Source organism: Massilia sp. CT11-137, assembly GCF_047302885.1.
GTDB lineage: Bacteria > Pseudomonadota > Gammaproteobacteria > Burkholderiales > Burkholderiaceae_D > Telluria > Telluria orientalis.
This window is the reverse complement of record NZ_JBKYMP010000002.1, coordinates 2,151,046-2,175,149: the sequence shown is the minus strand read 5'-3', so window position 1 is coordinate 2,175,149 and position 24,104 is coordinate 2,151,046. Positions and strand designations below refer to the sequence as shown.

22 protein-coding genes are annotated in these 24,104 nt (G+C 65.8%); 3 read left to right on the top strand and 19 right to left on the bottom strand.

From position 1 onward, the window contains the following. Window positions 1–167: 167 nt before the first annotated feature. Window positions 168–284 carry a helix-turn-helix domain-containing protein gene (locus ACEN98_RS26615; RefSeq protein WP_413387856.1) on the bottom strand — a complete coding sequence of 39 codons (117 nt, stop codon included), beginning with the start codon at window positions 282–284 and terminating at the stop codon, window positions 168–170. Between the two features lie 447 nt (window positions 285–731). On the opposite strand from ACEN98_RS26615, the gene ACEN98_RS26610 reads away from it, so the two are divergent. Next, a complete protein-coding gene (locus ACEN98_RS26610; RefSeq protein ID WP_413387854.1) occupies window positions 732–1,709 on the top strand; it encodes an IS481 family transposase in 978 nt (325 codons plus the stop codon). 418 nt (window positions 1,710–2,127) lie between these two features. Here the strand turns inward: ACEN98_RS26610 and ACEN98_RS26605 are convergent, their stop codons facing one another. From ACEN98_RS26605 to ACEN98_RS26595, 3 genes are all read right to left on the bottom strand, one after another. Next, window positions 2,128–2,685 carry a hypothetical protein gene (locus ACEN98_RS26605; protein WP_413387852.1) on the bottom strand — a complete coding sequence of 186 codons (558 nt, stop codon included), beginning with the start codon at window positions 2,683–2,685 and terminating at the stop codon, window positions 2,128–2,130. 257 nt (window positions 2,686–2,942) lie between these two features. Beyond that, window positions 2,943–3,899 carry a PDR/VanB family oxidoreductase gene (locus ACEN98_RS26600; RefSeq protein WP_413389096.1) on the bottom strand — a complete coding sequence of 319 codons (957 nt, stop codon included), beginning with the start codon at window positions 3,897–3,899 and terminating at the stop codon, window positions 2,943–2,945. A gap of 34 nt (window positions 3,900–3,933) precedes the next feature. After that, a complete protein-coding gene (locus ACEN98_RS26595; RefSeq protein ID WP_413387850.1) occupies window positions 3,934–4,992 on the bottom strand; it encodes a Rieske 2Fe-2S domain-containing protein in 1,059 nt (352 codons plus the stop codon). Between the two features lie 112 nt (window positions 4,993–5,104). Between ACEN98_RS26595 and ACEN98_RS26590 the strand changes: the two genes are divergently transcribed. Then, entirely contained in the window at window positions 5,105–5,749 is a 645-nt protein-coding gene (locus tag ACEN98_RS26590) for a TetR/AcrR family transcriptional regulator (RefSeq protein WP_413387849.1), read from the top strand. Here the strand turns inward: ACEN98_RS26590 and ACEN98_RS26585 are convergent. From ACEN98_RS26585 to ACEN98_RS26570, 4 genes are read right to left on the bottom strand one after another with little or no spacing between them, the layout of a single operon-like run. Next, window positions 5,657–7,267, bottom strand: a complete 1,611-nt coding sequence (locus ACEN98_RS26585; protein ID WP_413387847.1) for a methyl-accepting chemotaxis protein — start codon at window positions 7,265–7,267, stop codon at window positions 5,657–5,659. The two genes, ACEN98_RS26590 and ACEN98_RS26585, sit on opposite strands and share 93 nt — an antisense overlap. Beyond that, window positions 7,264–8,235 (bottom strand): NAD-dependent epimerase/dehydratase family protein, encoded by a 972-nt coding sequence (locus ACEN98_RS26580; RefSeq protein ID WP_413387845.1) that lies wholly within the window; start codon window positions 8,233–8,235, stop codon window positions 7,264–7,266. The genes ACEN98_RS26585 and ACEN98_RS26580 overlap by 4 nt, the downstream gene beginning before the upstream one ends. Then, window positions 8,232–9,227, bottom strand: a complete 996-nt coding sequence (locus tag ACEN98_RS26575) for a fumarylacetoacetate hydrolase family protein (protein ID WP_413387843.1) — start codon at window positions 9,225–9,227, stop codon at window positions 8,232–8,234. The genes ACEN98_RS26580 and ACEN98_RS26575 overlap by 4 nt, the downstream gene beginning before the upstream one ends. Window positions 9,228–9,256: 29 nt before the next feature. Then, complete coding sequence (locus tag ACEN98_RS26570) at window positions 9,257–10,273, bottom strand: SMP-30/gluconolactonase/LRE family protein (RefSeq protein WP_413387841.1); 1,017 nt, start codon at window positions 10,271–10,273, stop codon at window positions 9,257–9,259. A 132-nt stretch (window positions 10,274–10,405) separates the two neighbouring features. Between ACEN98_RS26570 and ACEN98_RS26565 the strand changes: the two genes are divergently transcribed. Further along, window positions 10,406–11,335, top strand: a complete 930-nt coding sequence (locus ACEN98_RS26565) for a LysR family transcriptional regulator (protein ID WP_413387840.1) — start codon at window positions 10,406–10,408, stop codon at window positions 11,333–11,335. On the opposite strand, the gene ACEN98_RS26560 is transcribed toward ACEN98_RS26565, so the two are convergent. From ACEN98_RS26560 to ACEN98_RS26510, 11 genes are all read right to left on the bottom strand, one after another. Then, complete coding sequence (locus ACEN98_RS26560) at window positions 11,332–12,144, bottom strand: cyclase family protein (RefSeq protein WP_413387839.1); 813 nt, start codon at window positions 12,142–12,144, stop codon at window positions 11,332–11,334. The genes ACEN98_RS26565 and ACEN98_RS26560 overlap by 4 nt on opposite strands. Window positions 12,145–12,249: 105 nt before the next feature. Then, complete coding sequence (locus tag ACEN98_RS26555) at window positions 12,250–12,660, bottom strand: SDR family NAD(P)-dependent oxidoreductase (RefSeq protein WP_413387838.1); 411 nt, start codon at window positions 12,658–12,660, stop codon at window positions 12,250–12,252. Window positions 12,661–12,667: 7 nt separating this feature from the next. Beyond that, window positions 12,668–13,798, bottom strand: a complete 1,131-nt coding sequence (locus tag ACEN98_RS26550) for an FAD-dependent oxidoreductase (protein ID WP_413389095.1) — start codon at window positions 13,796–13,798, stop codon at window positions 12,668–12,670. Between the two features lie 7 nt (window positions 13,799–13,805). Continuing rightward, on the bottom strand, window positions 13,806–14,153 hold the full coding sequence (locus ACEN98_RS26545; RefSeq protein WP_166862952.1) for a Rieske (2Fe-2S) protein: 348 nt from the start codon (window positions 14,151–14,153) through the stop codon (window positions 13,806–13,808). Window positions 14,154–14,156: 3 nt separating this feature from the next. After that, window positions 14,157–15,119, bottom strand: coding sequence for a VOC family protein (locus tag ACEN98_RS26540; protein WP_413387837.1), 963 nt, complete (start codon window positions 15,117–15,119; stop codon window positions 14,157–14,159). 25 nt (window positions 15,120–15,144) lie between these two features. Next, window positions 15,145–16,305 carry an alpha/beta hydrolase family protein gene (locus ACEN98_RS26535; protein WP_413387835.1) on the bottom strand — a complete coding sequence of 387 codons (1,161 nt, stop codon included), beginning with the start codon at window positions 16,303–16,305 and terminating at the stop codon, window positions 15,145–15,147. A gap of 10 nt (window positions 16,306–16,315) precedes the next feature. Further along, window positions 16,316–18,691 (bottom strand): efflux RND transporter permease subunit, encoded by a 2,376-nt coding sequence (locus ACEN98_RS26530; RefSeq protein ID WP_413387834.1) that lies wholly within the window; start codon window positions 18,689–18,691, stop codon window positions 16,316–16,318. Beyond that, window positions 18,688–19,764, bottom strand: a complete 1,077-nt coding sequence (locus ACEN98_RS26525; RefSeq protein ID WP_413387833.1) for a WD40/YVTN/BNR-like repeat-containing protein — start codon at window positions 19,762–19,764, stop codon at window positions 18,688–18,690. Before ACEN98_RS26525 ends, ACEN98_RS26530 begins: the two co-directional genes overlap by 4 nt. A 400-nt stretch (window positions 19,765–20,164) precedes the next feature. Continuing rightward, window positions 20,165–20,878, bottom strand: coding sequence for an EthD domain-containing protein (locus tag ACEN98_RS26520; protein WP_413387832.1), 714 nt, complete (start codon window positions 20,876–20,878; stop codon window positions 20,165–20,167). Between the two features lie 13 nt (window positions 20,879–20,891). Next, window positions 20,892–22,235, bottom strand: a complete 1,344-nt coding sequence (locus ACEN98_RS26515) for a DUF1329 domain-containing protein (RefSeq protein ID WP_413387831.1) — start codon at window positions 22,233–22,235, stop codon at window positions 20,892–20,894. Between the two features lie 24 nt (window positions 22,236–22,259). Then, a complete protein-coding gene (locus ACEN98_RS26510; protein WP_413387830.1) occupies window positions 22,260–23,969 on the bottom strand; it encodes a DUF1302 domain-containing protein in 1,710 nt (569 codons plus the stop codon). Between the last annotated feature and the right edge of the window lie 135 nt (window positions 23,970–24,104).

Below are 24,104 nucleotides of genomic sequence, written 5' to 3'. Positions count from 1 at the left end.
CTTTGACGTTGAGGTCTTCGCTACCGATCTGATGGTCATTTGCGGCGCGCACTTGGTAACCTCTAGCATTCACGGAAACTGCTCGCGCTTGATGCTGTTGAGTAGACGCCGCAACCCCGCTTCGGAAGGCTTGGGCGGCGTCGGATCGGTTTGCAGGCTTCGTACTGTTACCGCCATTCGCTCAATGCCCGGTTATAGGCGAAACGGGCCGTGCCGGCCGCGCGCGCACAGTAGGTCGCCGGCAACTTGTTCGGGTCCAGCCTGATGCGGTGCGCTACGAGCATTGCTCTTGCTCTGGTGTTGGTCGAGACGTCGGGAGGTTTGGTAGCCGTGCTGAAAGGAACAAACTTACGTGTCTTGCTTAAGATCGCAGAAATCCAGCTAAGTGCCGAACGAGCTGTTGCAACCCCCGCCGGTGTGCATGGCCAGGCCAACAGTGAAGCACGCGCGGCAGTACCACCTGAGAAACAGCGGTCGAGATGACTTCCAGGGACTATGTTCTGGCAAATCCCCCCGCAGGACGTACAAGCGTCCTGCTCGCCTGTTCTGTTCCAGAAAAGAAAAAGCCACTTTTTGCAGGTAATGCCGTTCAGTTAAGCTAGCTGTTTAGTTTCGTGTGATCATGCTCCTCGTCGTAGCTGGCCCTTGTTTCGCGCAAGGGCTATGCTGGGCGACTTGATTGCTGGGTTCAGCAGTCCCGGCATTCAACCGCAACAGGAGCAGTTCGCAGCATGAGTTCACGCATCCATCCGCAAGCTCGTACGACCCCGAAAGTCCAGCAGGAGATCAAGGATTCCGGCCTATCGGACCGTCAGGCGGCGAAGGTCTTCGGCATCACACGGGCGACAGCCGCAAAGTGGCTCAAGCGGGATGACGTACAGGACCGCTCGCATCGTGCCCACACGCTGCATACGACGCTGAGCACGGCCCAGGAAGCCATCGTCCTGGCACTGCGGCAGTCGCTTTATCTGCCCCTCGACGATCTGCTTTTCATCACGCGGCAATACATCAATCCCGACGTCTCCCGATCAGGCATCGCACGTCTGCTCAAGCGCGAAGGCATGTCGCGCCTGGAAGACGTGATTCCGAAGGCCGAGGGCGAAACCATCGCACCGAAAAAGACCTTCAAGGACTACGAGCCGGGTTTCATCCACATCGACATCAAGTACCTGCCGCAGATGCCGGATGAGACCTCGCGCCGCTATCTGTTCGTCGCCATCGACCGCGCCACGCGCTGGGTCTTCATGCACATCTATGGCGACATGACCGAGGCGAGCAGCGTCGATTTCCTACGTCGGCTCAAGCTGGCTTCACCCATCAAGATCAGCAAGATCCTGACTGACAACGGCTCGCAATTTACCGACCGTTTCGCCACCAAAGACAAGAAGCCCAGCGGCAAGCACGCCTTCGACGTCGCTTGCGCAGGCCTGCCTGCCGAGCATCGACTGGCACCGCCGCGTCATCCCCAAACGAATGGCATGGTCGAGCGCTTCAACGGACGGATCAACGAACTGCTACAGCAAACCCGCTTCGACAGCAGGGCCGACCTGCAGGCCACATTGCTGAACTACTTGAAGCTGTACAACCACCACATTCCACAAAGCCCCATCGGCAGTAAAACGCCTATCCTCGCGCTCAAAGAATGGCAGCAGAAGCGGCCAGAATTATTCGTCAAACGCGTTTACGATCAAACGGGACTGGACACCTAGGACCAGGGTCATCGTTCCCACACGGCAGATTTCACACTCATTATGGCTTTTCTTACGACCATGGTACGACCGGCGGAAGTACATAGTTTTACAGATTCGCTGCGACAAACAGCCCGAAAGAGATCCTGGCAGTCTGCGCAATCACTGTGAGTTTGCGCCTGTCGGTCAAGTAAATTAGCACAAATTATGGCTAGCAAATAATTATTGGCCAGCCATAATTTGAAATAATCACGTCCATACAATGAGCCGCTGTGCCGGCTGCGCGGGCGGGAGTCTACCCCATCCACACGACTTTACCGGCCATTTAAAATCTTTATAAACCAATGATTAAGCTCTGCGCCACGCTTTGTACCGCACGAGTTCGATGATACCAAGTGCAGCATCCTGCAACTTCAGGATGTGCCAGTTGCCTGGATCGTCATGCCGCACCCGGGCCCTTTAGAGCAGCCTTGATGATGATGCCGGTCGACAGTGCACCGACCGCCGGCCCATACAGTGCCTTGAAGCCCAAATACTGCTGGTAGGACATTGAGTCAAGGCCCGACAGCCATAGCACGAGTACGGAAACCGGCACGACCGCGACGGTGACCACCGATGCCACGAGCGCGACCCTGAGAACTCCGTTTCTGGGCAATGCGCATGCCACCCAACCACACAGTCGCGCCGGCATCGGGGCGATCGCGCCGTCACGCAAACGCCTCCTCGTCGTCACCGTCATGGCAAGGTTTCCCATCAGCGTAAGCATAAAGACGGTCGGTACCAGGTCGAACGCGATACCGCCCACTCCCCACAGGGGAACGTGCTGAACGTTCGAAAACAATAGTGCGGTGAACGCCAGCGACAAGACGAGGTTGATGACGACAGCAATCAAGCGTTCGCGCCTGATATAAAAACGGTGGCCATCGGGGACGTGCTCGTGGTCGCGCAGGGGCGGCGAGGGGTGTACAGCGGTTGCTTTGGAATGTGGACTGCTCATCTGCTATCTCCTTGACGTCTAATTTTTAGAAGCAGCTCCCTGGCGTTTCGCACCGGTGCCGTGAGGCGCCGGTTACGGTCGCGAACGGCTGCTGGCATCCGTCGCCTGTGTTTGCGGCATTGGTGCATCGTCATCTTAGGAAGGTTATAGCGGTACAAGAAATGGTTTTTTTCGTTACTCATCATCGGAAAAACCGATGAGCCGATGACGAGTAACGAGGCATGCCGCGGCGCCGTTGTACGCTGTACGCTGTACGCTTACAGATCCAGCACCAGCACCCTGGTGAGCGCGCGCGAGCAGCACGGCGTGAACTGGTCGTTGCGCGCCTTTTCCTCGTCCGTGAAATACATGTCGCGGTGATCCGGCACGCCGTCCAGCACCCGCGTGATGCAGGTGCCGCACACCCCCTGTTCGCAGGACACGGGGATCTCGATGCCATGTCTGGCCAACGCCTGGACGACCGTTTGATCGGCCGGGACCGTGCAGGTCTTGCCGCTGCTCGCGATGCGCACGTCGAACAAGGCATCGGCCGACGTGTCGACCGGCGCGGCACCGAAGTATTCCTGGTGAACCGAGTCGGCGGGCCACCCGTGCGCCCGCGCCGTGCCGGTGACGTAGTCGATGAACCCGGACGGCCCGCACACGTAGATGTGAGTACCGCGCGGCGCAGCGCGCAGCGCGGCCTCCAGATCGAGCTTCTGTGCGGCGTCGCCGGCATCGAAGTGAAACCGCACCCGGTCGGCGAACGCGGACGCCTGGATGCGTTCGACGAACGCGGTGCGCGCGGGCGACCGCGCACAGTAGTGGAAGTCGAAGGCCGCATCCGCGCGCGCCAGGCGCTCCGCCATGCAAAGGATCGGCGTCACCCCGATGCCACCGGCGAAGAGCAGATAATGCACGGCCGGCTGCAGTGGAAAATGGTTCTTTGGCGCACTGATGCGAAGAGTCTGCCCGACGGCGATCCGGTCGTGCATGCCCGTCGATCCGCCACGCGACCGCGGATCGCGCAGGACGGCGATCACGTAGCGGTGCGACTCGTCGGGATCGTTGCACAGGGAGTACTGGCGCACCAGGCCGGGCGCCACTTCCACGTCGATGTGCGCGCCAGCGGAAAACGGCGGCAAGGGGCTGCCATCGCGATTCGCCAGCTCGAAGCTGACGATGTCCTCGGCTTCCTGGCGCCGCGAAGCGACGAGGACGGAAATACTATTCATCATGGACGGTCCTGTGTGCTTGTGGAAGAAGGAATCAGAGCGCAGGTGCAGGCTGCAGCGCCTCTTTCTGCTCGTTCGCGATCAAGCCGTCGAGCACGCGGCGCGCACGGATCGCACCGGCATCTCCCGGCAGCAGCACGGGCTTGAGCGACCAGAATTCCGCATCCCCCATCATGCGCTGCTGGGCTTCCAGCATCGGCAGGTCTTCGTTGGTGAACGGGACGCTCAGGCCCTCCACCTGCTCTTCCACGACCTGCTTGCCGAATTCGCCCAACGCCTTCGGCATGCAGAACGCGAACCAGTAGTGCGTCGTCTTGTCCGTCTCCGGCGTGAACAGGTGCGGCAGCATGAACGACCTGCCGTCGCTGCGCGCGCCGCCCGTCGCCACCGCGCCGGCGTCCAGCAGCATGTTGGCCGGTGCATCCCAGCGCACGTCCACCCAACGGTCGACCGGCAGTCCGTGCGGAAAACCCATTGCCGTGTACAGGTAATCCGGCATGATCTCGGCAACCGTCTGGCGGTTCGAATACACCGTATGGCCTTCCTGTTTCACGCTGGTGATCGCGTCGGACACCGTGTCGCTGCCCAGCGTCGTCGGGTGCAGGTACTGGATGTGGCTCAGGTCCATGATGTTGTCGGTCTCGAGCACGTAGTTGGCCCGGGCGTGCAGGTAGCGCTTGCCCACCCAGGCGTGTTCGGGGTCCATGCACGAAAAGTCCGGGATGGAAGCCTCGTCCTCGCGGGCCGGATCGCCCATCCAGATCCAGATCGCACTGTACTTCTCGATCACGGGATAACTCTTGACCGACGCCGCGGCCGGGATCCTGCCGTCGCCATGCGGGTTGCCCGTACATGTGCCGGCGCCGTCGAATTGCAGGCCGTGGTACGGGCACTGGACGCCGTTCGATACGCGCTTGCCCATGTGCAGCGGCGCGAAACGGTGCGGGCAGCGGTTCGAGATCGCCTGCACCTTGCCTGCGTCGTCGCGGAAGAACAGCACAGATTCGTTCAACAGGGTGCGCTGGAACAGCGCGTCGTGTGCGACCTCGTGGTCCCATGCCGCCACGTACCAGGTATTGCGTAGAAAAGTCATTGTCGTCTCCGTGATCGCGCCATGCGCTCGATTATTTTAATGTATGCGCCGCATACATTCGCTGAATGATGGCACAATCGCGTTTATTTGCAAAGGATCCGAACGTCTTTTTATGGCCACTGACCGCGCTTATCATCATGGCGACCTGCGGGCGGCGCTGATCGCCCGCGCCCTGGAAGTCGTCGAAACGCAAGGACACGAAGCGGTGTCGCTGCGCGCCATCGCCGAGGAACTTGGCGTGAGCCGGGGGGCGCCCTACCGGCATTTCCCCGAGCGCGACCACCTGCTGGCCGAAGTGGCCTCGGTGGGATTCGAGCGGTTGGATGCCTTCGCGCTGGACGAGTCGGTGCGCAATACCGACCGGGCAACGCGTGTGGTCGGCGCGGCGCAACAGTTCCTGGGCTTCGTCCGCGCACATCCACAACTGTTTCGGCTGATGTATGAATCCGGCCTGTTTCAGCGCGCCGATGCATTCCCCAATCTGGCGGCCGCCCAACGTGCCGTGTACGAACGCATCTTCACGTTGTTCGCGGAGGCGCTGGACGGCACGCCCGGGGTCGACGGCGACGGCGTGAAGGCACGGGTGATCGCGTTCTGGTCGACGCTCTTCGGCTACGCCACGATCAGCCAGGCGGCCTTGCTGCAGCCGTACATGGTCGGCGGCCTATCTGTCGACGAGATCGAGGTGCAGATCATCCGCACTGCGCTCGGACCGGAACTTGCGGCCGCCATGCACGGTGGCCGGGAACACGCCTGAAAGCGCGTGCACATCGGGCGTCAACCTGAACCTGGCCACGACGGCCGACAGCCGTTGGGCCTGTTCGCGCATGGCGGCGGCCGATGCCGCGCCTTGCTGCACGAGTGCCGCGTTCTGCTGCGTCACCCCGTCCATGTCGACGATGGCCCGGCTGACCTGGTCGATCCCGCCCGACTGTTCCGCGCTCGCGCGTGCGATGTCGCCGACCATGGCCGTGACGCGGCGCACGCTCGCGACGACGTCTTCGATCGTCGCCCCCGCCTCGCCGGCAAGCCTGTTCCCATCCCGGACCTGCGCCGTCGACGCACCGATCAATGCCTTGATTTCCTTCGCGGCCAGCGCGGAACGGTGCGCGAGGTTGCGCACCTCGCTGGCGACGACGGCGAATCCGCGGCCCTGCTCCCCTGCCCTGGCCGCTTCCACGGCGGCGTTCAGCGCCAGCAGGTTGGTCTGGAAAGCGATGCTGTCGATGACGCCGATGATGTCGACGATCCTGGCCGACGCCCCGCCGATCGACGCCATCGTCGCCACGACATCGCCGACCACTGCGCCGCCCCGTGCAGCCACCTCGGCGGCGTTCTTGACCAGGGCATCGACCTGCCGTGCGCTATCCGCATTTTGCTGCACCGTCGTCGTCAATTGCTCCATGGACGCCGCCGTCGCGGACAGCGCCGACACCTGCGCGTCGTTGCGCTCCGCCAGCTCGCGGCTGCCGCTCGCCATATCCTCCGCCATCGGCAGCAGCACGCCCGTGGTCTCGCGCAGATCGGCCACCATGCTCCTGATCCCCTCCTGCATGCGTGCCAATGCGGCGGTGATCTGGCCGATCTCGTCGCCGGACACCGGTTCGATGCGGCGGGTCAGGTCGCCCGCGGCGATTGCCTGCGTCAGGTCGATCACGTGCCGCAGCGGAGCCGATATCGAGCGCAGCAGCGACACCGCTACGACCACGGCGGTGCCCAGGCTGAATACCAGCACGGTGAGCGCGCACCGTACGGAGAACGCGTGGTCCTCGAGCGCTTGCCGGTAGGACTGGCCGCCATCGCTCTCCTGCGCCATGCTGATGCGCTGCGCCTGCGCGATTGCGTTCGCCATATCCTGCTGCAGCGCCGGGATCGACACGGCGGCGTCCGGCTTCGACAGCATGCGCAGGTCGGCCGCCAGCGCCGTCCAGCTTCGGTCGAACGCGTCCGCCAGCTTGCGCGTGCCGGGCGATTGCGGCTTGCCGCGATAGCTCACCCAGTTGCGCCCCAGGTCGGCCGCCAGGCCGTCCAGGATCGCGGCGTCGGCCGGCGCCGTACCGCCCGCGTTCAGGATCGCGCCCTGCATCGAGAACAGGTCGACCTTGACGCGGTCGAGCAGCGCCACCGCCATCAGGCGCTGGTCGTACAAGGTCTCGACCGACGACTTCGACGCATTGAAGCTGACGATGGCGCCGACGCTGGACACCAGCGACAGGATGGACAGGATGGCGAGGCCGCACAGCAGCCGCGTCCTGATCGACAGGCTGCGCATCATGGCGTGCAGTCCGTGTCGCGTGCGCAGGCGTTCACGACGAGCCGGTCGACGTCCCCGTCATGGCGGAAACCGATCCGTTCGGCGGCCGACGCGTCGAGCGGTGGAAAGCGCCCGAACACCTGCTCCAGCGCGTCGTTGGGCGCGTACGAGACCAGGTCGCGCCGGTCGTTGCCATAGCGCCGGGCCAGGGCGTCCACCAGTTCGGCAACGCGCAGCCGCAGCACGGGCAGCGTCCAGTCGCGCCGCGTCTCGACCTCTTTCTCGTCCAGGGCGTCCGCATGCAGCAGGTTGCCCACGCAGCACCCCACCGACATCCACCACGCCACCGCGTCGGCCGACACGGGGCACGTGAACGGTTCGCCGGCGCGCAGCTTCCAGAAGATTTCGCTCATGAACGCCGACAGCAGGCCCGACGGCTCCGCGGGCCGGGCGACGATGCCGGGCAGGCGCACGATACGCCCGTCGATCCACCCGCGCCGGCTGTAGTCCTTGACCAGAATTTCGTCGACCAGCTTGTGCGCGCCATAGCTCAGGCCAGGGCGCATCGGCGTAGCGTCGTCGACCATTGCAGGCATCGGTGAACCGTACACGGCAATCGTGCTCGCGAACGTGAAGCGGGCCGGCGGCGCCGGCTGGGCGCGCAGCAGCTCCAGCATGGCCAGGGTTGCGCGCAGGTTGACGTCCAGCCCCAGCGTGTAGCTCTTCTCCGCCGCGCCACCCGGAATGCTGGCCAGGTGGATGACGTGATCGACCCGTTCCGCGAATGCCGCGCGCAACACGGCATCGTCGGCGATACTGCCGCGCACAACACGCACGCGCGCATCGTCGATGCTGTCGTCCGCTTCGAGATCGACCAGGGTCAGCCTGGAAAACGGTGCCTGTCCAGCGCCGATGCGCCCCGCGCGCAGCAGGCGCCGCACCAGGTGGCGACCAACGAAACCGTTCGCCCCCGTGATCAGTACGTTCATGCGTCGGCTCCCTCGCGCGGCGCCACGAAGCGGTGCTCGATGGCGCCGAACACCGACTGGCCATCGCTGCCTGTCACGTCGAAGCGCAGGCGGTCGCCGTAGCGCAGGAAGGCCGTGCGCGGCTCGCCGTGGTCTATCGTCTCGATCGCGCGCCGCTCGGCCAGGCACGCGGAACCGACCTCGCGGTAGTTCTTGTTCGATACCGTGCCGGACCCGATGATCGTGCCGGCGCCCAGGTTGCGGTTGTACGCCAGGTGGCGAATCAGCTCGCCGAAACCGAAGTCCATCTCGCCGCCGTTCGGGTGGCCGAACCAGTCGCCGTTGCGCGCCACGTGCATGTCCAGGTGCACGCGGCCATCGCGCCACGCGTCGCCCAGTTCGTCCGGCGTCACGGCGACCGGCGCGAACGCGGCGGCGGGCTTGGCCTGGATGAAGCCGAAGCCCATCGACAGTTCGCGGAACAGGTGTGCGCGCATACTGACGTCGTTGAAGATCGTGATCAGCCTAACGTGATCCAGAGCCTCCCGCGCGCCAACACCCATCCGGACATCGTCGAGGACGACGGCGAATTCGCCCTCGAAATCGCCGTTGTCGTCCTCCGACGGGAACGCATAGTCGTCGCACGGACCGCGAAAGTCGTCGCCCTGGCGCTGGATCAGGATCGGTACGCCGGGCGTCTTCTTGACGGTCAGGTTATAGGCGCGTTCCATGATGTCGCCATGGTTCAGGAACGCCGATGCGTCGATGAACTGGTAGGCGCGCGGGAACGGCGCCGCCGCACGCGCAGGGTCGAAATCGAAGGCGTCGGCCAGCGCGCCCGCGTTCAGTGCGTCGTAGCGGGCGCGCAGCGCCGGTTCGACTGTGCTCCAGTTCTCGATCGCGGCCTGCATCGTCGCCGCGACGGGTGCCGCGTCCACGGCGCAGGCCAGGTCGCGCGAGACGATGACGAGGCGGCCGTCGCGGAAACCGTTCTTGAGTGTAGCGAGCTTCATGTGTCTCCTTCGTTGTCGTTGAATTCGTGTTACCAGTGGATCGGCGGCAGGCCCGCCACCGGCGCGCGGAAATACGGGATCTTCGTGCCCATCAGGCTACCCAGGTAGACCGTACGCAGGTCCGGGCCGCCGAAGGTCAGGCTCGCCATCCAGGGCGCGAGCGGCCCGCGCGCCGCCTGCATGATTTCAGGCGTCAGGGTCTTGTCGGCGAAGTGGCGATTCAGGCGCGCCGTCGCTTCCGCATTGCCGTCGTCGAGCAGGGTCAGGACCTCGCCGTCGGGGGTCAACGCGATCAGCTTGTCGCTCATGATCAGCGTGATCCACAGGTTGCCGTATGCGTCGAACGCGAAGCCGTCCGGGAACCCTTCGAGTTCGGCCGGGCCGTAGACCTCGCGGTCGTACAGCGAACCATCGTCGGCCACGCGCAGGCGCGAGATGCGGCGCGCGTTGCTCTCCACGACGTACAGCCAATCCTCGTTCGCGTCGAAGCGGATTTCGTTGGTGCCGCCGAAGCCGTCGGCCACGATGCGGATGCCCTTCTCGTCCATCAGTGCGATATAGCCGTCGAGGACGCCCGAGTTGATCGAATCGGTCCACGGCACCGTGCGCGTGGTGACGGTCAGCCAGGTGCGGCCTTTCGAATCGCGCATGACGAAATTGGCCTTGCCGATCGGGCGGCCGTCGATTTCGGTGTACAGCGTGCGCAGGGTGCCATCCACGGTCAGGAGTTCGACGCTGTCGGTGCCCCAGTTGGCAATCAGGATGTCGCCGTTTTCCATCAGCGCGAGGCCGTTCGGCAGCGAGCCCCTGGCCATCACGTAGCGGTCCGCGAAGCTGTCCTGCGCGGCCGCACCTTCGGCCCGCACGGGCACGATCAGGCGCTGCCTGCCGTCCGGTTCGATGCGCATCACGCCGCCCCTGGCGTCGGCGACCAGCAGGCTGCCGTCACGTTGCGCCAGGATGCATTCGGGGCGCTGCAGGTCGGTGCCGATAGTTCGGATCTGGCCGCGGTCGACCTGCCAGCCCTTGAGAGGATTCGTGCTCATGCTCGTGTTGTCTTTCTTGGTGATGTTGCAGGTACGGTCATCTTAGGGATCAAAAAAGCCTATGAATAACCGTTTATATCGATTTAAACTAACGGGAAAAACGATAGAAAGCCGAAGGGCTGCGGAGACACCATGCGATTCAAGAAACTCGACCTCAACCTCGTCGTCGTGCTCGACGCACTGCTGGACGAGCGCAGCGTCACCCGGGCCGGCGTCCGGCTCAACGCGAGCCAGACCACGATCAGCGACGCACTAGGCAGGCTGCGCCAGTATTTCAACGACGACCTGCTGACCCAGGTCGGCCGCAAGATGGTGCCGACGCCGCTCGGCGAGAGCCTTATCGGACCGGCACGCACGCTGCTGCTGCAGGCCGAAGCAATGGTCAACACGAAGCCGAGCTTCGATCCCGCCGCGGCCGTCCGTACGTTCACCCTGATGGTGAGCGACTACGTCTACACGGTGCTGGTCACCAGGGTCGCGGCGGAACTGAGCCGGATCGCGCCCAGCATCACGCTCGAGATCGTTCCCCACTCGACCGTGCCGTGGGAATCGCTCGACCGCGGCGAGGCGGACTTCCTGATCATGCCGCAGAATTACATGACCACGGGCCACCCGAGCTCCCTGCTGTTCGAGGACGGCTTTTGCTGCATCGCCTGGCGCGACAACGATCTCGTGGACGATGCGATCACGCTGGACCGCTTCATGGAGCTGGGGCACGTCGTGACGCGTTTCGGTCACAACCGCACGCCCGCGATCGACGAATGGTTCCTGCGGCGCTTCGGCGAGATGCGCCGCATCGAGATGATCACGACCGGCTTCTACGGCCTGCCCCAGGCCGTGATCGGCAACAGGCGCATCGCGACCATCCAGCGCACGCTGGCCGACTACTATGCGGACCTGTTGCCCATCAAGGTGATCGAGCCCGCCTTCGAACTGCCGACCGTCTCCGAAGCCATGCAGTGGAACCGGTACGCCGACAGCGATCCGGGCATGGCGTGGATGCGACAGGTACTCGCCGAACACGGCGCCGCCATCCACGCCGGACCGGTGCCGCAAGCTTAGGAACGCGGCAATGCCAGCAGGCCGTCGTCGACGATGGCCACCGCGCGCGTCCATCCGGCCGAGCCGCGCCGGACCTTGTGCGGGAAGCAGCTGATATAAAAACCGTGGGCTGGCAGCGCTTCCAGGTTGTGCAGTTTCTCGAGGTGGCAGTAGCCGATGTCGCGGCCGGCCTTGTGGCCTTCCCAGATCAGCGACTTGTCGCCCGTCTCCGCGATCTTCTTCGCCGTGTACGAAAACGGCGCGTCCCAGCTCCAGGCGTCGGTGCCAGTCAGGCGCACACCGCGCTCGAGCAGGTACATCGTCGCCTCGTAGCCCATGCCGCAGCCGGCTTGCACGAAGTCGCCGTGGCCATAGCGGCTGCCGGCGCGCGTGTTCACGACGACGATGTCGAGCGGCTGCAGCACGTGGCCGATCCGCGCCAGCTCGGCCTCGACGTCGGCGGCGGTGGCCACGTAGCCGTCCGGGAAGTGGCGGAAATCGAGCTTCACGCCGGGCTGGAAACACCATTCGAGCGGCACCTCGTCGATGGTGATCGATGCCTTTTTCTCGCCGGTCTTCGCATCCATCGTCGAATGGAAGTGGTAAGGCGCGTCGAGGTGCGTGCCGCTGTGGGTCGTCATCGTGACCCATTCGGCGGCGGCCGCTTCGCCGTCGGGGTAGTCGGCCGCCGTGGTGCCCGGGATCATCAGCATGAATTCCGGCAGCGTGTCCTGGTGCTTTTGATAGGTGATCTTCGGCGCCAGCGGGGGCGGATCGGACAGGACTTCGTTTTCGAGGTAGATGGACAGGTCGATGAAATGACGGGACATGGTTTTTCCTTGTTGGGTATTAGTCGGTGATGAGGGTGCTGCCGTCGACGACGAGCGTCTGCCCCGTGATGAAGCCGCCGGCGCGGCCTGCCATCGAAGGTACGATCAGGTTGGCGAGCCGCGCCGCGCCGCGCCTTGGAGGTTGACGCCGAATACGTGGTCCCAGTCGGCGTCGGTCGTCTGCGCGAGCGGTCCGACCGGGCCCTGCACGCCGGCATTGCAGACGAGCGTATCGATACGGCCGCGCCAGCCGGCTGCGACATCCACCAGGCGCGCGACGGCCGCGGGATCGGCGACATCGCAGGGGAGCGCCAGCGCGTCGACGCCATCCGCGCGCAATGCGTCCGCGGCCGCCGCGCAGCCGGCGGCGTCGCAGTCGGCCAGCACGACAGCCGCCCCGTGCGCGCCCAATGCCGCCGCGATCGCGCGGCCCAGGCCCTGCGCCGCACCGGTGACGAGGGCAACCTGCCCGCCCAGGTCGAACAGGCCTTTCCCGCTGGCTGGTACGCTTGGCATGGCGCGCTCAGATCGGTTGCGCCAGCGCCATCAGCGACTCGCGCATGATGCGGCTGTGCTCTTCCTTGTCGCCGCCGGCGATCTCGATGTCGCCGAGGCGGCCCGAGTTCTCGACCACCATGCGGCAGCGTTCCCAGCGCCGTTCCTGGAAGGCGTGCAGCGCATGCGCTACGTCCGTCGCCTTCTCCAGCTCGTCGGCGAGCACCAGTGCGTCCTCGATACCTATGCAGGCGCCGGACGCCAGGTGCGGCGTGGTCGCGTGGACGGTGTCGCCGATCAGCACGACGCGGCCCCGGTTCCACGGGCGCGGCAGCAGCATGCCCTCCAGCGGCCGGTAGATGATCTGCGACGAAGCGTCCAGTTTCGCGCGCACGTCCTGCAGCACGGGCACGTCGAACGGGGCCAGCAGGTCTCTGAGCATAGGCAGGAACTGCGCCGGATCGATGTGGACGTTCTCGACCCGATCCTCGGTGACGTACAGGTAGATCTCGCTGTCGGACACCGGACTCACGCCGGCCTTGATCTTCGGTCCCAGCCACATGGCGGCGCGGTTGACTTCCGGCGCGCGCGGCAGCACGGCGCGCCAGACGCCCTGGCCGCTGTAGCGCGGCGCCGGCGCATCGGGGAACAGCGTCGCGCGCGTCTTCGAATACAGGCCGTCCGCGCCGATCACGAGATCGTAGCGGCCGGTGGAGCCGTCCGTGAAGCCGACGTCGACGCCGGCGTCGTCCTGCCCGATCGTGGTGAACGAGCAGCCCAGGCGCACGTCGGCACCGGACGCCCGGGTGGCTTCGGCCAGGATCGCGGCCAGCACGGGACGCATGATCGAGCCGCCGCCCGGCACGTCGGCGCCGGCGACGCGCGGCGTCGGCAGCGTCGCCACGTGCATCCCGTTCTGCAGGCCGATCTCGACGCCGTCGAAGGCGGCGCCACGGCGCAGGAACTCGTCCAGGATGCCGAGCGTGCGGAAGGCGCGCAGCGTGGCGCCGCCGAGGCTGATGCCCGCGCCATAGGAGCGCCAGCCCGGATCGATTTCGACGAGATCGACCTCCACGCCGCGCTTGCGCAGTTCGATCGCGGCGGACATGCCGGAAAAACCGCCGCCGATGATGAGTACCTTGTGTGCTGCCGTCATGATGTCTCCCTTATGTCTCTTCCATTACTGCATAGATGTCGTCCGGCGCGGCGATGGCGAGCGGCACCGGGGTCAGGGCCTGCCCCAGGCACGGGCCCAGCGTGCAGATGCCCGTGTCGATCGCGAACTGCGCGCCGTGTGCGCTGCATACGATGCGCGTGGCGGCGCCGTCGAGGTAGGCATCCTTGCGCCAGGCCATCGGCGTGTCGCCGTAGTGCGGGCAGGCGTCGCGATACGCGTGCAGGCGGCCGTCCTTGCGCACCACGAAGATCGTGTCGGCGCCCTCGCCGCGCGGGTCGAACCCGCGCGCGCATCCTTCCGCCAGGTCGCTGCCCTTGCACAGGTAGTGATGCGCCATCGCTCAGTGGCGCTCGCCGGCACCTGCCGCGCCGGGTGGCGGCCCACTCTCCGGGCGTGGCCCGCCCGGAGCCCATTTATCCCGCTGCTGGAACAGGAACAGCTGTGAGGCGTCGGCACTCATCGGCACGGCGCGCGCCGTCCACGTGTCGTCGTGCAGGTCCATGTCCGCGTCGTACTCGACGTGGCAGCCGAGCGGGCTGTTGAAGTACCAGAACCAGTTCGATCCCATCTTGTGCCGGCCCGGCCCCCAGAACGACTGGTAGCCCTTGTTCACGAAGCGCGTGCCGGCCTGCATGAGTTCCGTCGGTCCGCCCATGTGGAACGTGAAGTGCTCGCAGCCCTGCATGAACGGCGGCGTCTGGATCAGGAACAGCGTGTGGTGGTCGACCGTGCCGCCGGGCTGCAGGAACGGACCGGCGCCCAGCAGGCGGTCGGTGCAGCGGAAGCCCAGGCGCTCCACGTAGAAGGCCTCGGCCTTCACCGCATCGGGTACGAAATACACGACGTGCGACAGCGTGCGCGGCAACGCCTTCGCGGCTTCGTCCACGGCGACGTGGTTGACCGGGCGGTTGTGCGCCCCGGGCGCGTTCACCGCTTCGGCCGGCAGGTCGAGGGGACTGCGCACCGTCACCTGGAAGCCCAGCACGAAGCCCAGGTCGTCGACGGCTTCGATGCTGCCGTCGGCCAGGCGTTTCACTTCGCGGTCGCGGCCGAGTTCCTCGGCGATGGCGCCCAGCGTCTGCGCATCCGCCACGCCGTAGATCGTCTTGCGCAGCATGGTCGCCGTACCGAGGGGCGCGGGCAGTTCGGGCGCGTCCTTGTGCGCCAGGACGATGGCGGTGCCGTCCAGCGCCTCGAAGCGGCCGTTGCCGACGGGCGTGAGGCCGTAGTCGGTGAGGTATTGGGTGCAGGCGGCGACGTCGTCGACGCCGAAGACCAGTGCGTCGGGTCCGATGATATTCATGGGGTTCTCTCTGTCGTGTCGTGGTTCAGACGGCGGTGCGGCCGCCGAGGGTTTCGGCCACCCAGTCGGCGATGTAGGCGCCGGCATTGGCCGAGTTGTCGAAGCTGGAGTGCTGCACGCCACCTTCGCGCTCGGTGAACACCTTCAACTCGCGCTTGGGGCTGTTCACCAGCTGGTCGTATGTGCGGACGGCCCAGTGCAGCGGGATCTGCGAATCCTTCTCTCCGTGCGTGACGAGGAACGGCACCTTGATGCGGTCGAGGATGCCGTCCAGGTGCACGTTCTCGGCGATGCGCATGAAGTCGTCCTGGTCCTTCGCCCCCCATACCCAGCGCACGTGCTCCCAGTAGTGCGGCACAGGAAAGCTGCCCTCCTTCGCGAGGCGCTTCTTCTGTACGTCGCGCCAGTCGTGGTTGGCGCCCCAGACGACGCCCATGGCGAAGCGCGGTTCGAACGCCACCGCGCGCGGGCAGTAGTAGCCGCCCAACGATACCCCTTCAAGGCCGATGCGCTTCGGATCGACGTCGGCACGCGTCTCGAGCCAGTCCACGACCTTGCTGGCCCAGCGCTCGCTGTCATACACCGCGTGCATGCCGTGCAGGCGCAGCGCTTCGCCGGTGCCCGGCTGGTCGATCACGAGCGACGACACGCCCCGCTTTGCAAGCCATTGCGGCAGGCCGACGCGGTATTTCATCTCCTTCGTGGAATCGAGGCCGTTGACCTGCACGAGGATGGGCGCGGGACCGTCCACACCCTCGGCGCGCACGTACAGGCCAGAGATATGGGCGTCGCCGTACGGGATCTCGACGCGGACGCAGTTCTCGCCGCTGAGCTTCAGGCCGCGCGCGAAGACGTCCAGGAACCGTTTATACAGTTCGACACGTCCGGGCGCGCCGTGCGCCTGCAGACGCTCCGCCGTCAGGTAATACGTGGCGGCGCGGTTGTACTTGTCGCCGGCCGAGATCAGGCGGCCGCGCGTCTCGTCTTCCTCGGCCAGGCCGCACAGCTTGTCGGCCATGCGCGACCAGGTCTCGCGGAACGCTTTCGTACCGGCGGCGTCGGGTTGCTTCGCCGCGTCCTGCAGCGGCGCACACATCTCCTCGATTTCGCCGATCTTCGCGCCCATCTCGATCGCCAGGTCGACCGAGAGGTTCCAGACGTAGTTGGTGGGGAAATACTTGAACATGGTTGGCTTTCTATCGTTGTTGGGTGGTTGGCATGGTGTTGGGAACGTCCGCCGCCACCCGGGATACCGGCGTGGGACGCAGGAGGAAATGGCCCAGTGCGGGCAGCAGCACCAGGGCGCCGAGCATATTCAGCAGGAACATGAAGGCGAGCAGGATGCCCATATCGGCTTGAAACTTGATCGGCGAAAAGGCCCACGTGGCGACGCCGACGGCCAGGGTCACCCCCGTCAGCATCACGACCTTGCCCGTGAAGAGCAGCGCGCGGTAATAGGCTTCGGACAGGCTCATGCCCTCCTTCATGCGCGCCTGGGTGACGCTCAGGATGTACAGCGCGTAGTCGATGCCGATGCCCACGCCCAGGGCGATCACGGGCAGGGTCGCGACCTTCACGCCGATGCCGAGGACGACCATCAGCGCTTCCGCCAGCACGGACGTCAGCATCAGGGGCAGCACGGCCACGACGACGGCGCGCCAGGAGCGGAACGTGATGAAGCACAGGACGATCACGGCGCCGTACACGAGGAGCAGCATCTCGTACCAGGAGCGCTTGACGACGATGTTGGTCGCGGCCTCGATCCCGGCGCTGCCCGCCGCCTGCAGGAACTTGACATCGGCGGTATCGTTGGCGGCGGCGAACGCATCGACGTGCGCGACCACACGCGACAGCGTGTCGGCCCGGTGATCCTTGAGGTAGACGTAAACCGTCAGCAGGTTGCAGGCATCGTTGTACAGGCCGCGCGGCGCGCCGGCGGTGATCGAATTCAGCATCGCCTGGTTCCTCGACATCTCGTACCATTTCGGGTTGGCTTCGTTCAGGCCGCTGAGCATGCGGCGGTTCAGCAGCGCCAGCGTGTTCACCGATTCCACGCCCTCGACCTGGCGCAGTTCCCAATCGAGTGCATCCACCCGTTTGAGGACGTCGTAGCTGGCGCAGCCGCCGTCCGGCGTCTTCACCAGCACCGCGTACACGTCGCTGCTGGCACCGTAGTGCGCGCTGATGTAGGCCACGTCGCGGTTGTAGCGCGAGTCCGGACGCAGCTCCGGCGCGCCCGGATCCAGGTCGCCGATCTTCAGCTGATGGCTGGTGACGCCCGCGCCCACGGCCAGCACACAGGCTGCGGCGACGGCGACGCCCGCCCACAGCTTGCGGGTGAACAGGTCGAGGAAGCGCCACAGGCCTTCCTTGCCGCCCCCCGTCCGCTTGGTCTCTTCCGCGCGCAGGCTGCGCTGGGCCGCCGCGGCGCTCACGCCGGTGTACGACAGCAGGATCGGCAGCAGGATCAGGTTCGTGAAGATCAGCGCGGCGACGCCGATGCTGGCCGCGATGGCCAGTTCGCGGATCGCCTGGATGTCGATCACGAGCAGCACGGCGAAGCCGACGGCGTCCGCCAGCAGCGCCGTCAGCCCGGCCAGGAACAGGCGGCGGAACGTGAAGCGTGCCGCGACGAGCTTGTGGGCGCCGCGACCGATGTCCTGCATGATGCCATTCATCTTCTGCGCGCCGTGGCTCATGCCGATCGCGAAGATCAGGAACGGCACCAGCATCGAGTACGGGTCGAGCGCATAGCCCAGCGTCGGCAACAGGCCGAGCTGCCACACGACGGCGACGAGCGAACTCGCGACGACCAGCAGCGTCGAGCGCGCGCAGCGCGTGTACCAGAACACCATCGCGGCGGCGATGGCGATCGCTACGCCGAAGAACAGCAACACCTGGCGCAGGCCGTCGATCAGGTCGCCCGCGATCTTGGCGAACCCCGTCACGTGGATGCGCACGCCCTGCGCCTCGTATTTGGCGCGGATCGTCTCCAGTGCACCGGACAGGGCCTGGTAGTCGAGCGGCTTGCCCTGCGCGACGATCTGGCCGATTTCTCCCGAGCGCGCGACGTTGGCCGCCATCTTGCGCAGGCTGTCCGGCGAGCCGTCGTAGCCTTCGGGGATCACGGGACCGCCGTCCATGCCTTCCTCCGTGACACCGACCCAGCGGGTGTTGGGCGTCCACAGCGATTTCATGAACGGACGGTCGACGCCGGGCAGCAGGAAGACCTCGTCGCTGATCCTGGCCAGCAGATCCAGGTAGCGCCGGTCGTATATCGTGCCATTCGGATTCTCGACGGCGATGCGTACGGCGTTGCCCAGGCCGCTCAACTCCTTCTGGTACTTCAGGTAGTTGGCGATGTACGGATGGCCGGCGGGGATCGCTTTCTCGAAGCTGGCGTTCAGGCGCAGTTTGCCGGCCTGCCAGCCGAGCAGCACGGTGACGACGGCACACAGCACCACGACGACGATGCGGTGGTTGAACAGCAGGCGTTCGAGGAACGAACCGGAGCGCGGATCGAACTGCGCCAGGTCGGCGGCGACTTGTTGGGGAGCGTGGGTCGGGTTCATCGTGAGGCCATGGACGTGGTGGTTGCGGCGTGCGCGGGCAGACGGACGACGCCGGCCACGCCGACTGTCACGATGGTGCCGTCGGGCAGTGCGATCAGGTCGTTGGGCTGGGGCAGCGCCTGCGTGTTCAGCGGTGCGATTGCGGTGGCGCCGGCGGCGCCGGCCAGCAGCATGCCGGCCTGGTTCGCCATCAGCAGGCGGCCGTCGCGTAGATGGGCTGCCGTCACGGAGACGGACGCGGGCACCGCCAGCGCGGTCCAGGTTGCGCCGCGGTCGTGCGATGAGAACGCGTTGCCCCCAAGGCCCGCAACGACCGCATCCGCGCCGCCCAGCGTCAGCGCAAAGAAGCTGCCCTTGTACGGCAGTGCGATGCGCGCAAAGGTGGCGCCGCCGTCCGTGGAGCGCAGCAGCACGCCCTGTTCGCCGACGATCAGCACGTCGCTGCCGGATGCCTCGACGGCGTACAGGTGGCTGGCCTTCGGGTTGTCCAGGCGGTTGCCGAATGGCGCCCAGGTCTCGCCGCCGTCGCGCGTGCGGAACGCCAGGTTGTAGGCGCCGACGATGAAGCCGTTGTTCTCGTCGGTGAAATGCAGGCCGAGGAAGGGCTTGTCCGGTCCGTCCGCGACGAGGCGCTGCGCGTCTGCCAGATAGGCTGCACCGCCCTGCGCCGCCTGGGCGTCGCGCAGTACCAACTGGGCCGCCTGTACGCCGTCGAGCTGGCGCGTCCAGGTCGCGCCGCCGTCGCCGCTGTGCAGCACGACGCCGTAATGGCCCACGGCCCAGCCCTGCGTCGGCGTGGGGAACTGGACCGCGGCCAGCGTCACGCTGACGGGGACGCTGGCCTGGCGCCAGGTGGCGCCGTCGTCGTCGGACAGCACGATGACGCCGCGTTCGCCCACGGCGATGAGGCGCTTGCCGGCGCGGGCGATGCCGGTGAGGTAGGCCCTGGCCGGCTGCGCCACCATCAGCGCGGGGCGCGCCATCGGATCGGCAACGGGGGCTGCGGCGACCGGCACGGTTGCGGCGCCGATCCAGGCCGCCGCGAGGGTCAATGTCAATCTGTTCAGGTACATGAAACGCTCCACGATGCTAATCAAGGACCGGTATCGCGGGCAGGCATGCGGCGGCCCGTCCGGCACGCCGTGGCGGCCGCCGGATGAACGATACTGGTCCTGGGGGCCAGCCCGCGCGTGCGGGCCGGCGCTGCGGTATTGCGAGGGATCAGCTCCGGCGCAATGGCGCCGAAGCGTGCATGCGTGGCTGCGGTGGGAGGGTAAACGTTGCGGTCATGATGCTCTCTCCTTGGTGGCGCCGGCTCGTGTGAGCTCTTTGCATGAATCCATCATAGTTCCGATCAATAGAGAGGAAAAATCGTTTGCACCGTTCCGAACTAACGGAAAATCCGATAACTTCGCGGAAGCCTTCCCGGCGCCATCCCGTTCACGGGAGCCCCCCCTGATCGCGGACGCCATGTCAGGTCCGGCCCGCATGCACGACGTCCTCGCGGGCGAGCAGCGCCACGACGCCGCCCGGGCAGGCCAGTCCCGGCTTCACGAGCTTATCGGCCAGCACCGCGGACCACGACGCAAGGAACCTCCGGGCGTCGGCTTCGTTCGGAAGCCAGAACTCGTCGATCGCGTCGGCTGCGGGCGCCGCGCCCGGCAATGCCACGACGTCGTTCTGCACGTGTCGCAGCGGGAGCGTGCCTGCTGCTCCGGCTGCATCGACCCACGCCTTTGCGTAGTCGCCTGGGTCGGCGTCGGCCGCCCGCCGCATCAGGGTGAACAGCTTGACGGACGTTGGCGGCTGGTCGCCACGCGCCACGATCTGCCGTTCCCGCGATGGCAGGAACACGACCGTCGCCTGGTCGACGAAATTGTCTTCGTCGTCCTTCAGGCTGGCGTTGTAGAACGGGTGGCGCCGCGACGCTTCGAGCATCGCGAAGTCGTCGACCCAGACCTGGGTCACGAAATCGCGGTTCAACGCGAAGGGGTCGGTGCCCGGTGGGGTCGTACGATACTGTCCGTCGAACACCGCGTTCTGCACGTAGCGGTGCGGGGCACAGTCCGGCGCCACCTCGATGAAACGCAGGACCATCTCCCCGTGCACCGCACGGATGTGATGGCGGTGGTCGGCAATGGTCGTGCCGGGCTTGCGGCGCCCGACGATATTGAGTTTGAGAGACATGCCATCCTCCTGATCAGCGTACGCCGCTGTTCAGCGAATCCTGCGAGAACGTCGTTTCCGGGTAGCGCGGCATCGTCTTGTATTGCTGCGGTTTTTCGTTCTCGATCCCGTTGACGAACCAGGTGCTCGACAGCAGGTCGTAGAAGCCGAATACGGTCGGGGTCGTCGCCGGCAGGTCGGGCATCATCACCGGCAGTTGCCACGTGGTCTTCCACAGCTGGCCCTTGGCATCCCAGCGATCGCCCAGCACCGCCGTCCAGGTATCCTCGTCGAGGTAGTAACGCCCTTTCGGCGCCACGTGCCGCATGCCGGGCTTCAGGTTCGCTTCCACGACCCAGACGCGGTGCAGCTCCCAGCGCACCATGTCGGGGTTCAAGTGGTTCGCGCCGATCAGGTCGAGATCCTTGCCCTTCAAGGAACGGTTCGTGTTGTACGGGATGAGCATCTCTTTCTTGCCGAGCAGCTTCCAGTCGAAGCGGTCGAGGCGTCCGCCGAACACGTTGACCTCGTCGAAGCTCATCACGCCTGCGGTCGCGGGCGTCGGGGTGTCGCAGCAGGCGTTCGGCAGCTTGCGCGTCCGGCGCTGGCCGGCCAGGTAGACATAGCTGCTGTCGCGATCCGCATCCAGGTTCAGGCGTCCCAGGATGGCCTCGCCGGCACGAATCGGCGGCCCGACGTTCACGAGCCGGATGTTCCAGTAATTACCCCCGGCCGCCTCGGCGCTGCCGTCCTTGAAGAAATACGGCATGCTCTGGGCGCCTACGGCGTCGACCGTCATCACCGGCTTGCCTTCGGCGGTGATCAGGTAGCCGCGAATGTTGAGCTCCCAGTTTTCGCCACGCCAGTTCAGCAAGTGGTTCCACATCGCCTCGGCACCGCTCTTCGGGATGGGAAACGGTATCCCGCCGTAGACTCCGGTGGGGAATTGTTTCTCGCCGAGCTTGCCGGCCGTCGCGTTCTTCGCCGTGTTTTCGTATACCCATTGCGGCGCCGCGGCCGTGCGGTGCGTCGGGTACACGTCAATGCGGTAGCTGGCGTGCTTCTTCAGCATCGCCTTCGTGCCGTCGGTCAGCTTGTCCGCGTACTGGTCCATGTTCTTCGCCGTGATCGAATACAGCGGCTTTTCGCCGGCGTAGGGATCCTGGTCGCGCCGCCCGCCGGCCTTATAGCCTGCCGCCGCCTTGGTCAGGCCGCCGTCCCAGGCCGGGATCGTGCCGTCCTTGTTGCCGGCTTTTTCGGCGCCGAACGGTGTCAGCGTCTTGCCCAGCTGCGCCGCCTCCTCGGGCGTGGCCGCGCCGACGGCACCCGTCATGGCCGCAGTCACCGCGGCGGTCACGATTGCTCGCGTGAAGTTCATTGTCGTCTCCTGACTATTATGTGATTAGAAGGTGCGGCGCAGCGAGAACGACGCGAAATCGCGGTCCTTCAACGCCTGCTTGTACGTGTAGACGGTGCCCGCGGCGCCGTTCGTCGCGATGGTCGCCGCCGCCCCGTAGTAATGCGTGACGTTGATGCTGGCGAACCAGACATCCTCGTAGCGGCCGTTGACGCCGATGCTGAAATCGCCGCCCTTGTCCGCGCCGAACGACGGGCCGAGCGCCCCGGAGCGGCCCTTCGGCGTGTAGCCGACGCCGACCGGCACATCGATGTCGAGGCCCGGCCGCACCTGGCGGTAGGACGGCGTGTACACGGCGCGCAGGCCCCACGCGTCGCGTGCGGCGTTCGGGTCGAGGTGGTCGGCGTTCTTCGTCACGCTGGTGACGCGGTTCCAGGCGATCTCGCCCGCCAGCGACGACTCGGCGGAGATCGCGTTCGGTGCGAGCGTGGCCAGCGTCGACACGTTCAGGTGCGCCGTCCGGCCCACCGGATACACCGGATTGCCACGGTTGTCGGAAGGCGCCACCGGGCCGCCGAACGCGGCCGGCACGACGCCGTAGAGGTCCGGCGAGCCGGCATTGCTCAACGCGGCGTTACGGCGCACCGAGGCTTCGGCGGACACGTTGAATTCGCCGAAGGTCTTGCTGGCGCTGACGCCGTACGTGAGGGTGCCCTCGTGGTAGAAGTGACGGAACGTGGCCGGGAACGCACCGACCGGCGTCGGCACGAGGCCCAGCACAACCTGGGGCGACTTGTCGTTGTAGCGCGCGGCGTAGAAGCCCAGGTCGACGTCGCTGCCCGCGGGCGTCCACTTGATCTGCATGCCGCCCTGCCCGGAATTCTTCGCGTTGACGACGCCCATGTAGATGCTGCGCGGCGTCGGCGGCGCGCCGAGGATCAGGCTCTCGACGCCGGTGCCCACGTTGTCGACGAAGTTGAAGTAGCTGCCGATACCGGGCAGCCGGTTCGCCTCCCAGCGATACTGGTAGTAGGCGCCGAGCGTCAGGTTCGACGCGAGCTGCACCTGGCCCGAGACCTGGCCGACCGGCCGGATCAGTTCCTTGAACTGCGTGTTCGGCACCGATTGCGCCTTGACGACGTCGATCGGCTGCTGGGCGGCGGCGATGCCGTTGGCGCCATAGAACAACGTTTCGCCATACACCAGCGCATGGCGGCCGAGACGCACGGAGACCGGTTTGCCCGCCACGTCGCCGTTGGCGAAGAGGAAGGCTTCCAGCAGCTCGGCCTTGCGTCCGTGCAGCGTGCGCGTCGCTTCGGTGAACTCGCTGGCAGGTACCGACAGTGCGTTGTAGGTGAAGGGGGAATCGTTGTCCGTATGGCGGTTGTAGACCGAGTCGTACCAGGCGGCGCCGCTCACGCGCGCGCCGACGTTCTTGTAGGTGAGGTCCATCTCCGACAGCAGGTCGACGCGATTCGAGATGAGACCCTTGCCGAAGTTGCGGTCGCCGTCGTCGAAATTGGGTGCGTCTGGCGTGGCGATCAACTCGGCGCTGCGTTCTTTCAGGCGGAACGCGGCACTGTATTTGATCGTGTTATCCCAGCGCAGCTTCAGTTCGGGGTTGCCGGTATCGATTTCGCCAGCGCCGGCGCCTGTGGCTGCGAACAGCGTCCCGAAGGCGGCGGCCAGCGTGCAGGCAGCGCCCTTCCGAAGTTTGGTGGTCATGTGGCCGAAGCCGAATGTGTGGTGGTGCATTGGGTCTCCATATAGTTATTCGTGCGCGGCGTGCCAGGCCTGCCGACGAGGAATCCCGACTGCGACGGACGTGATGCGGCCGCCGGAACTGCAGGTCGCACTACCGGGACTCCATCGAGTGATTGCGGCAGGAAG

Excerpts from the sequence above, each read along its gene's own strand:
- ACEN98_RS26615 (WP_413387856.1), bottom strand. The coding sequence starts at position 284 with ATGCTCGTAGCGCACCGCATCAGGCTGGACCCGAACAAGTTGCCGGCG.
- ACEN98_RS26610 (WP_413387854.1), top strand. The coding sequence starts at position 732 with ATGAGTTCACGCATCCATCCGCAAGCTCGTACGACCCCGAAAGTCCAG.
- ACEN98_RS26605 (WP_413387852.1), bottom strand. The coding sequence starts at position 2,685 with ATGAGCAGTCCACATTCCAAAGCAACCGCTGTACACCCCTCGCCGCCC.
- ACEN98_RS26600 (WP_413389096.1), bottom strand. The coding sequence starts at position 3,899 with ATGAATAGTATTTCCGTCCTCGTCGCTTCGCGGCGCCAGGAAGCCGAG.
- ACEN98_RS26595 (WP_413387850.1), bottom strand. The coding sequence starts at position 4,992 with ATGACTTTTCTACGCAATACCTGGTACGTGGCGGCATGGGACCACGAG.
- ACEN98_RS26590 (WP_413387849.1), top strand. The coding sequence starts at position 5,105 with ATGGCCACTGACCGCGCTTATCATCATGGCGACCTGCGGGCGGCGCTG.
- ACEN98_RS26585 (WP_413387847.1), bottom strand. The coding sequence starts at position 7,267 with ATGATGCGCAGCCTGTCGATCAGGACGCGGCTGCTGTGCGGCCTCGCC.
- ACEN98_RS26580 (WP_413387845.1), bottom strand. The coding sequence starts at position 8,235 with ATGAACGTACTGATCACGGGGGCGAACGGTTTCGTTGGTCGCCACCTG.
- ACEN98_RS26575 (WP_413387843.1), bottom strand. The coding sequence starts at position 9,227 with ATGAAGCTCGCTACACTCAAGAACGGTTTCCGCGACGGCCGCCTCGTC.
- ACEN98_RS26570 (WP_413387841.1), bottom strand. The coding sequence starts at position 10,273 with ATGAGCACGAATCCTCTCAAGGGCTGGCAGGTCGACCGCGGCCAGATC.
- ACEN98_RS26565 (WP_413387840.1), top strand. The coding sequence starts at position 10,406 with ATGCGATTCAAGAAACTCGACCTCAACCTCGTCGTCGTGCTCGACGCA.
- ACEN98_RS26560 (WP_413387839.1), bottom strand. The coding sequence starts at position 12,144 with ATGTCCCGTCATTTCATCGACCTGTCCATCTACCTCGAAAACGAAGTC.
- ACEN98_RS26555 (WP_413387838.1), bottom strand. The coding sequence starts at position 12,660 with ATGCCAAGCGTACCAGCCAGCGGGAAAGGCCTGTTCGACCTGGGCGGG.
- ACEN98_RS26545 (WP_166862952.1), bottom strand. The coding sequence starts at position 14,153 with ATGGCGCATCACTACCTGTGCAAGGGCAGCGACCTGGCGGAAGGATGC.
- ACEN98_RS26540 (WP_413387837.1), bottom strand. The coding sequence starts at position 15,119 with ATGAATATCATCGGACCCGACGCACTGGTCTTCGGCGTCGACGACGTC.
- ACEN98_RS26535 (WP_413387835.1), bottom strand. The coding sequence starts at position 16,305 with ATGTTCAAGTATTTCCCCACCAACTACGTCTGGAACCTCTCGGTCGAC.
- ACEN98_RS26530 (WP_413387834.1), bottom strand. The coding sequence starts at position 18,691 with ATGAACCCGACCCACGCTCCCCAACAAGTCGCCGCCGACCTGGCGCAG.
- ACEN98_RS26525 (WP_413387833.1), bottom strand. The coding sequence starts at position 19,764 with ATGTACCTGAACAGATTGACATTGACCCTCGCGGCGGCCTGGATCGGC.
- ACEN98_RS26520 (WP_413387832.1), bottom strand. The coding sequence starts at position 20,878 with ATGTCTCTCAAACTCAATATCGTCGGGCGCCGCAAGCCCGGCACGACC.
- ACEN98_RS26515 (WP_413387831.1), bottom strand. The coding sequence starts at position 22,235 with ATGAACTTCACGCGAGCAATCGTGACCGCCGCGGTGACTGCGGCCATG.
- ACEN98_RS26510 (WP_413387830.1), bottom strand. The coding sequence starts at position 23,969 with ATGCACCACCACACATTCGGCTTCGGCCACATGACCACCAAACTTCGG.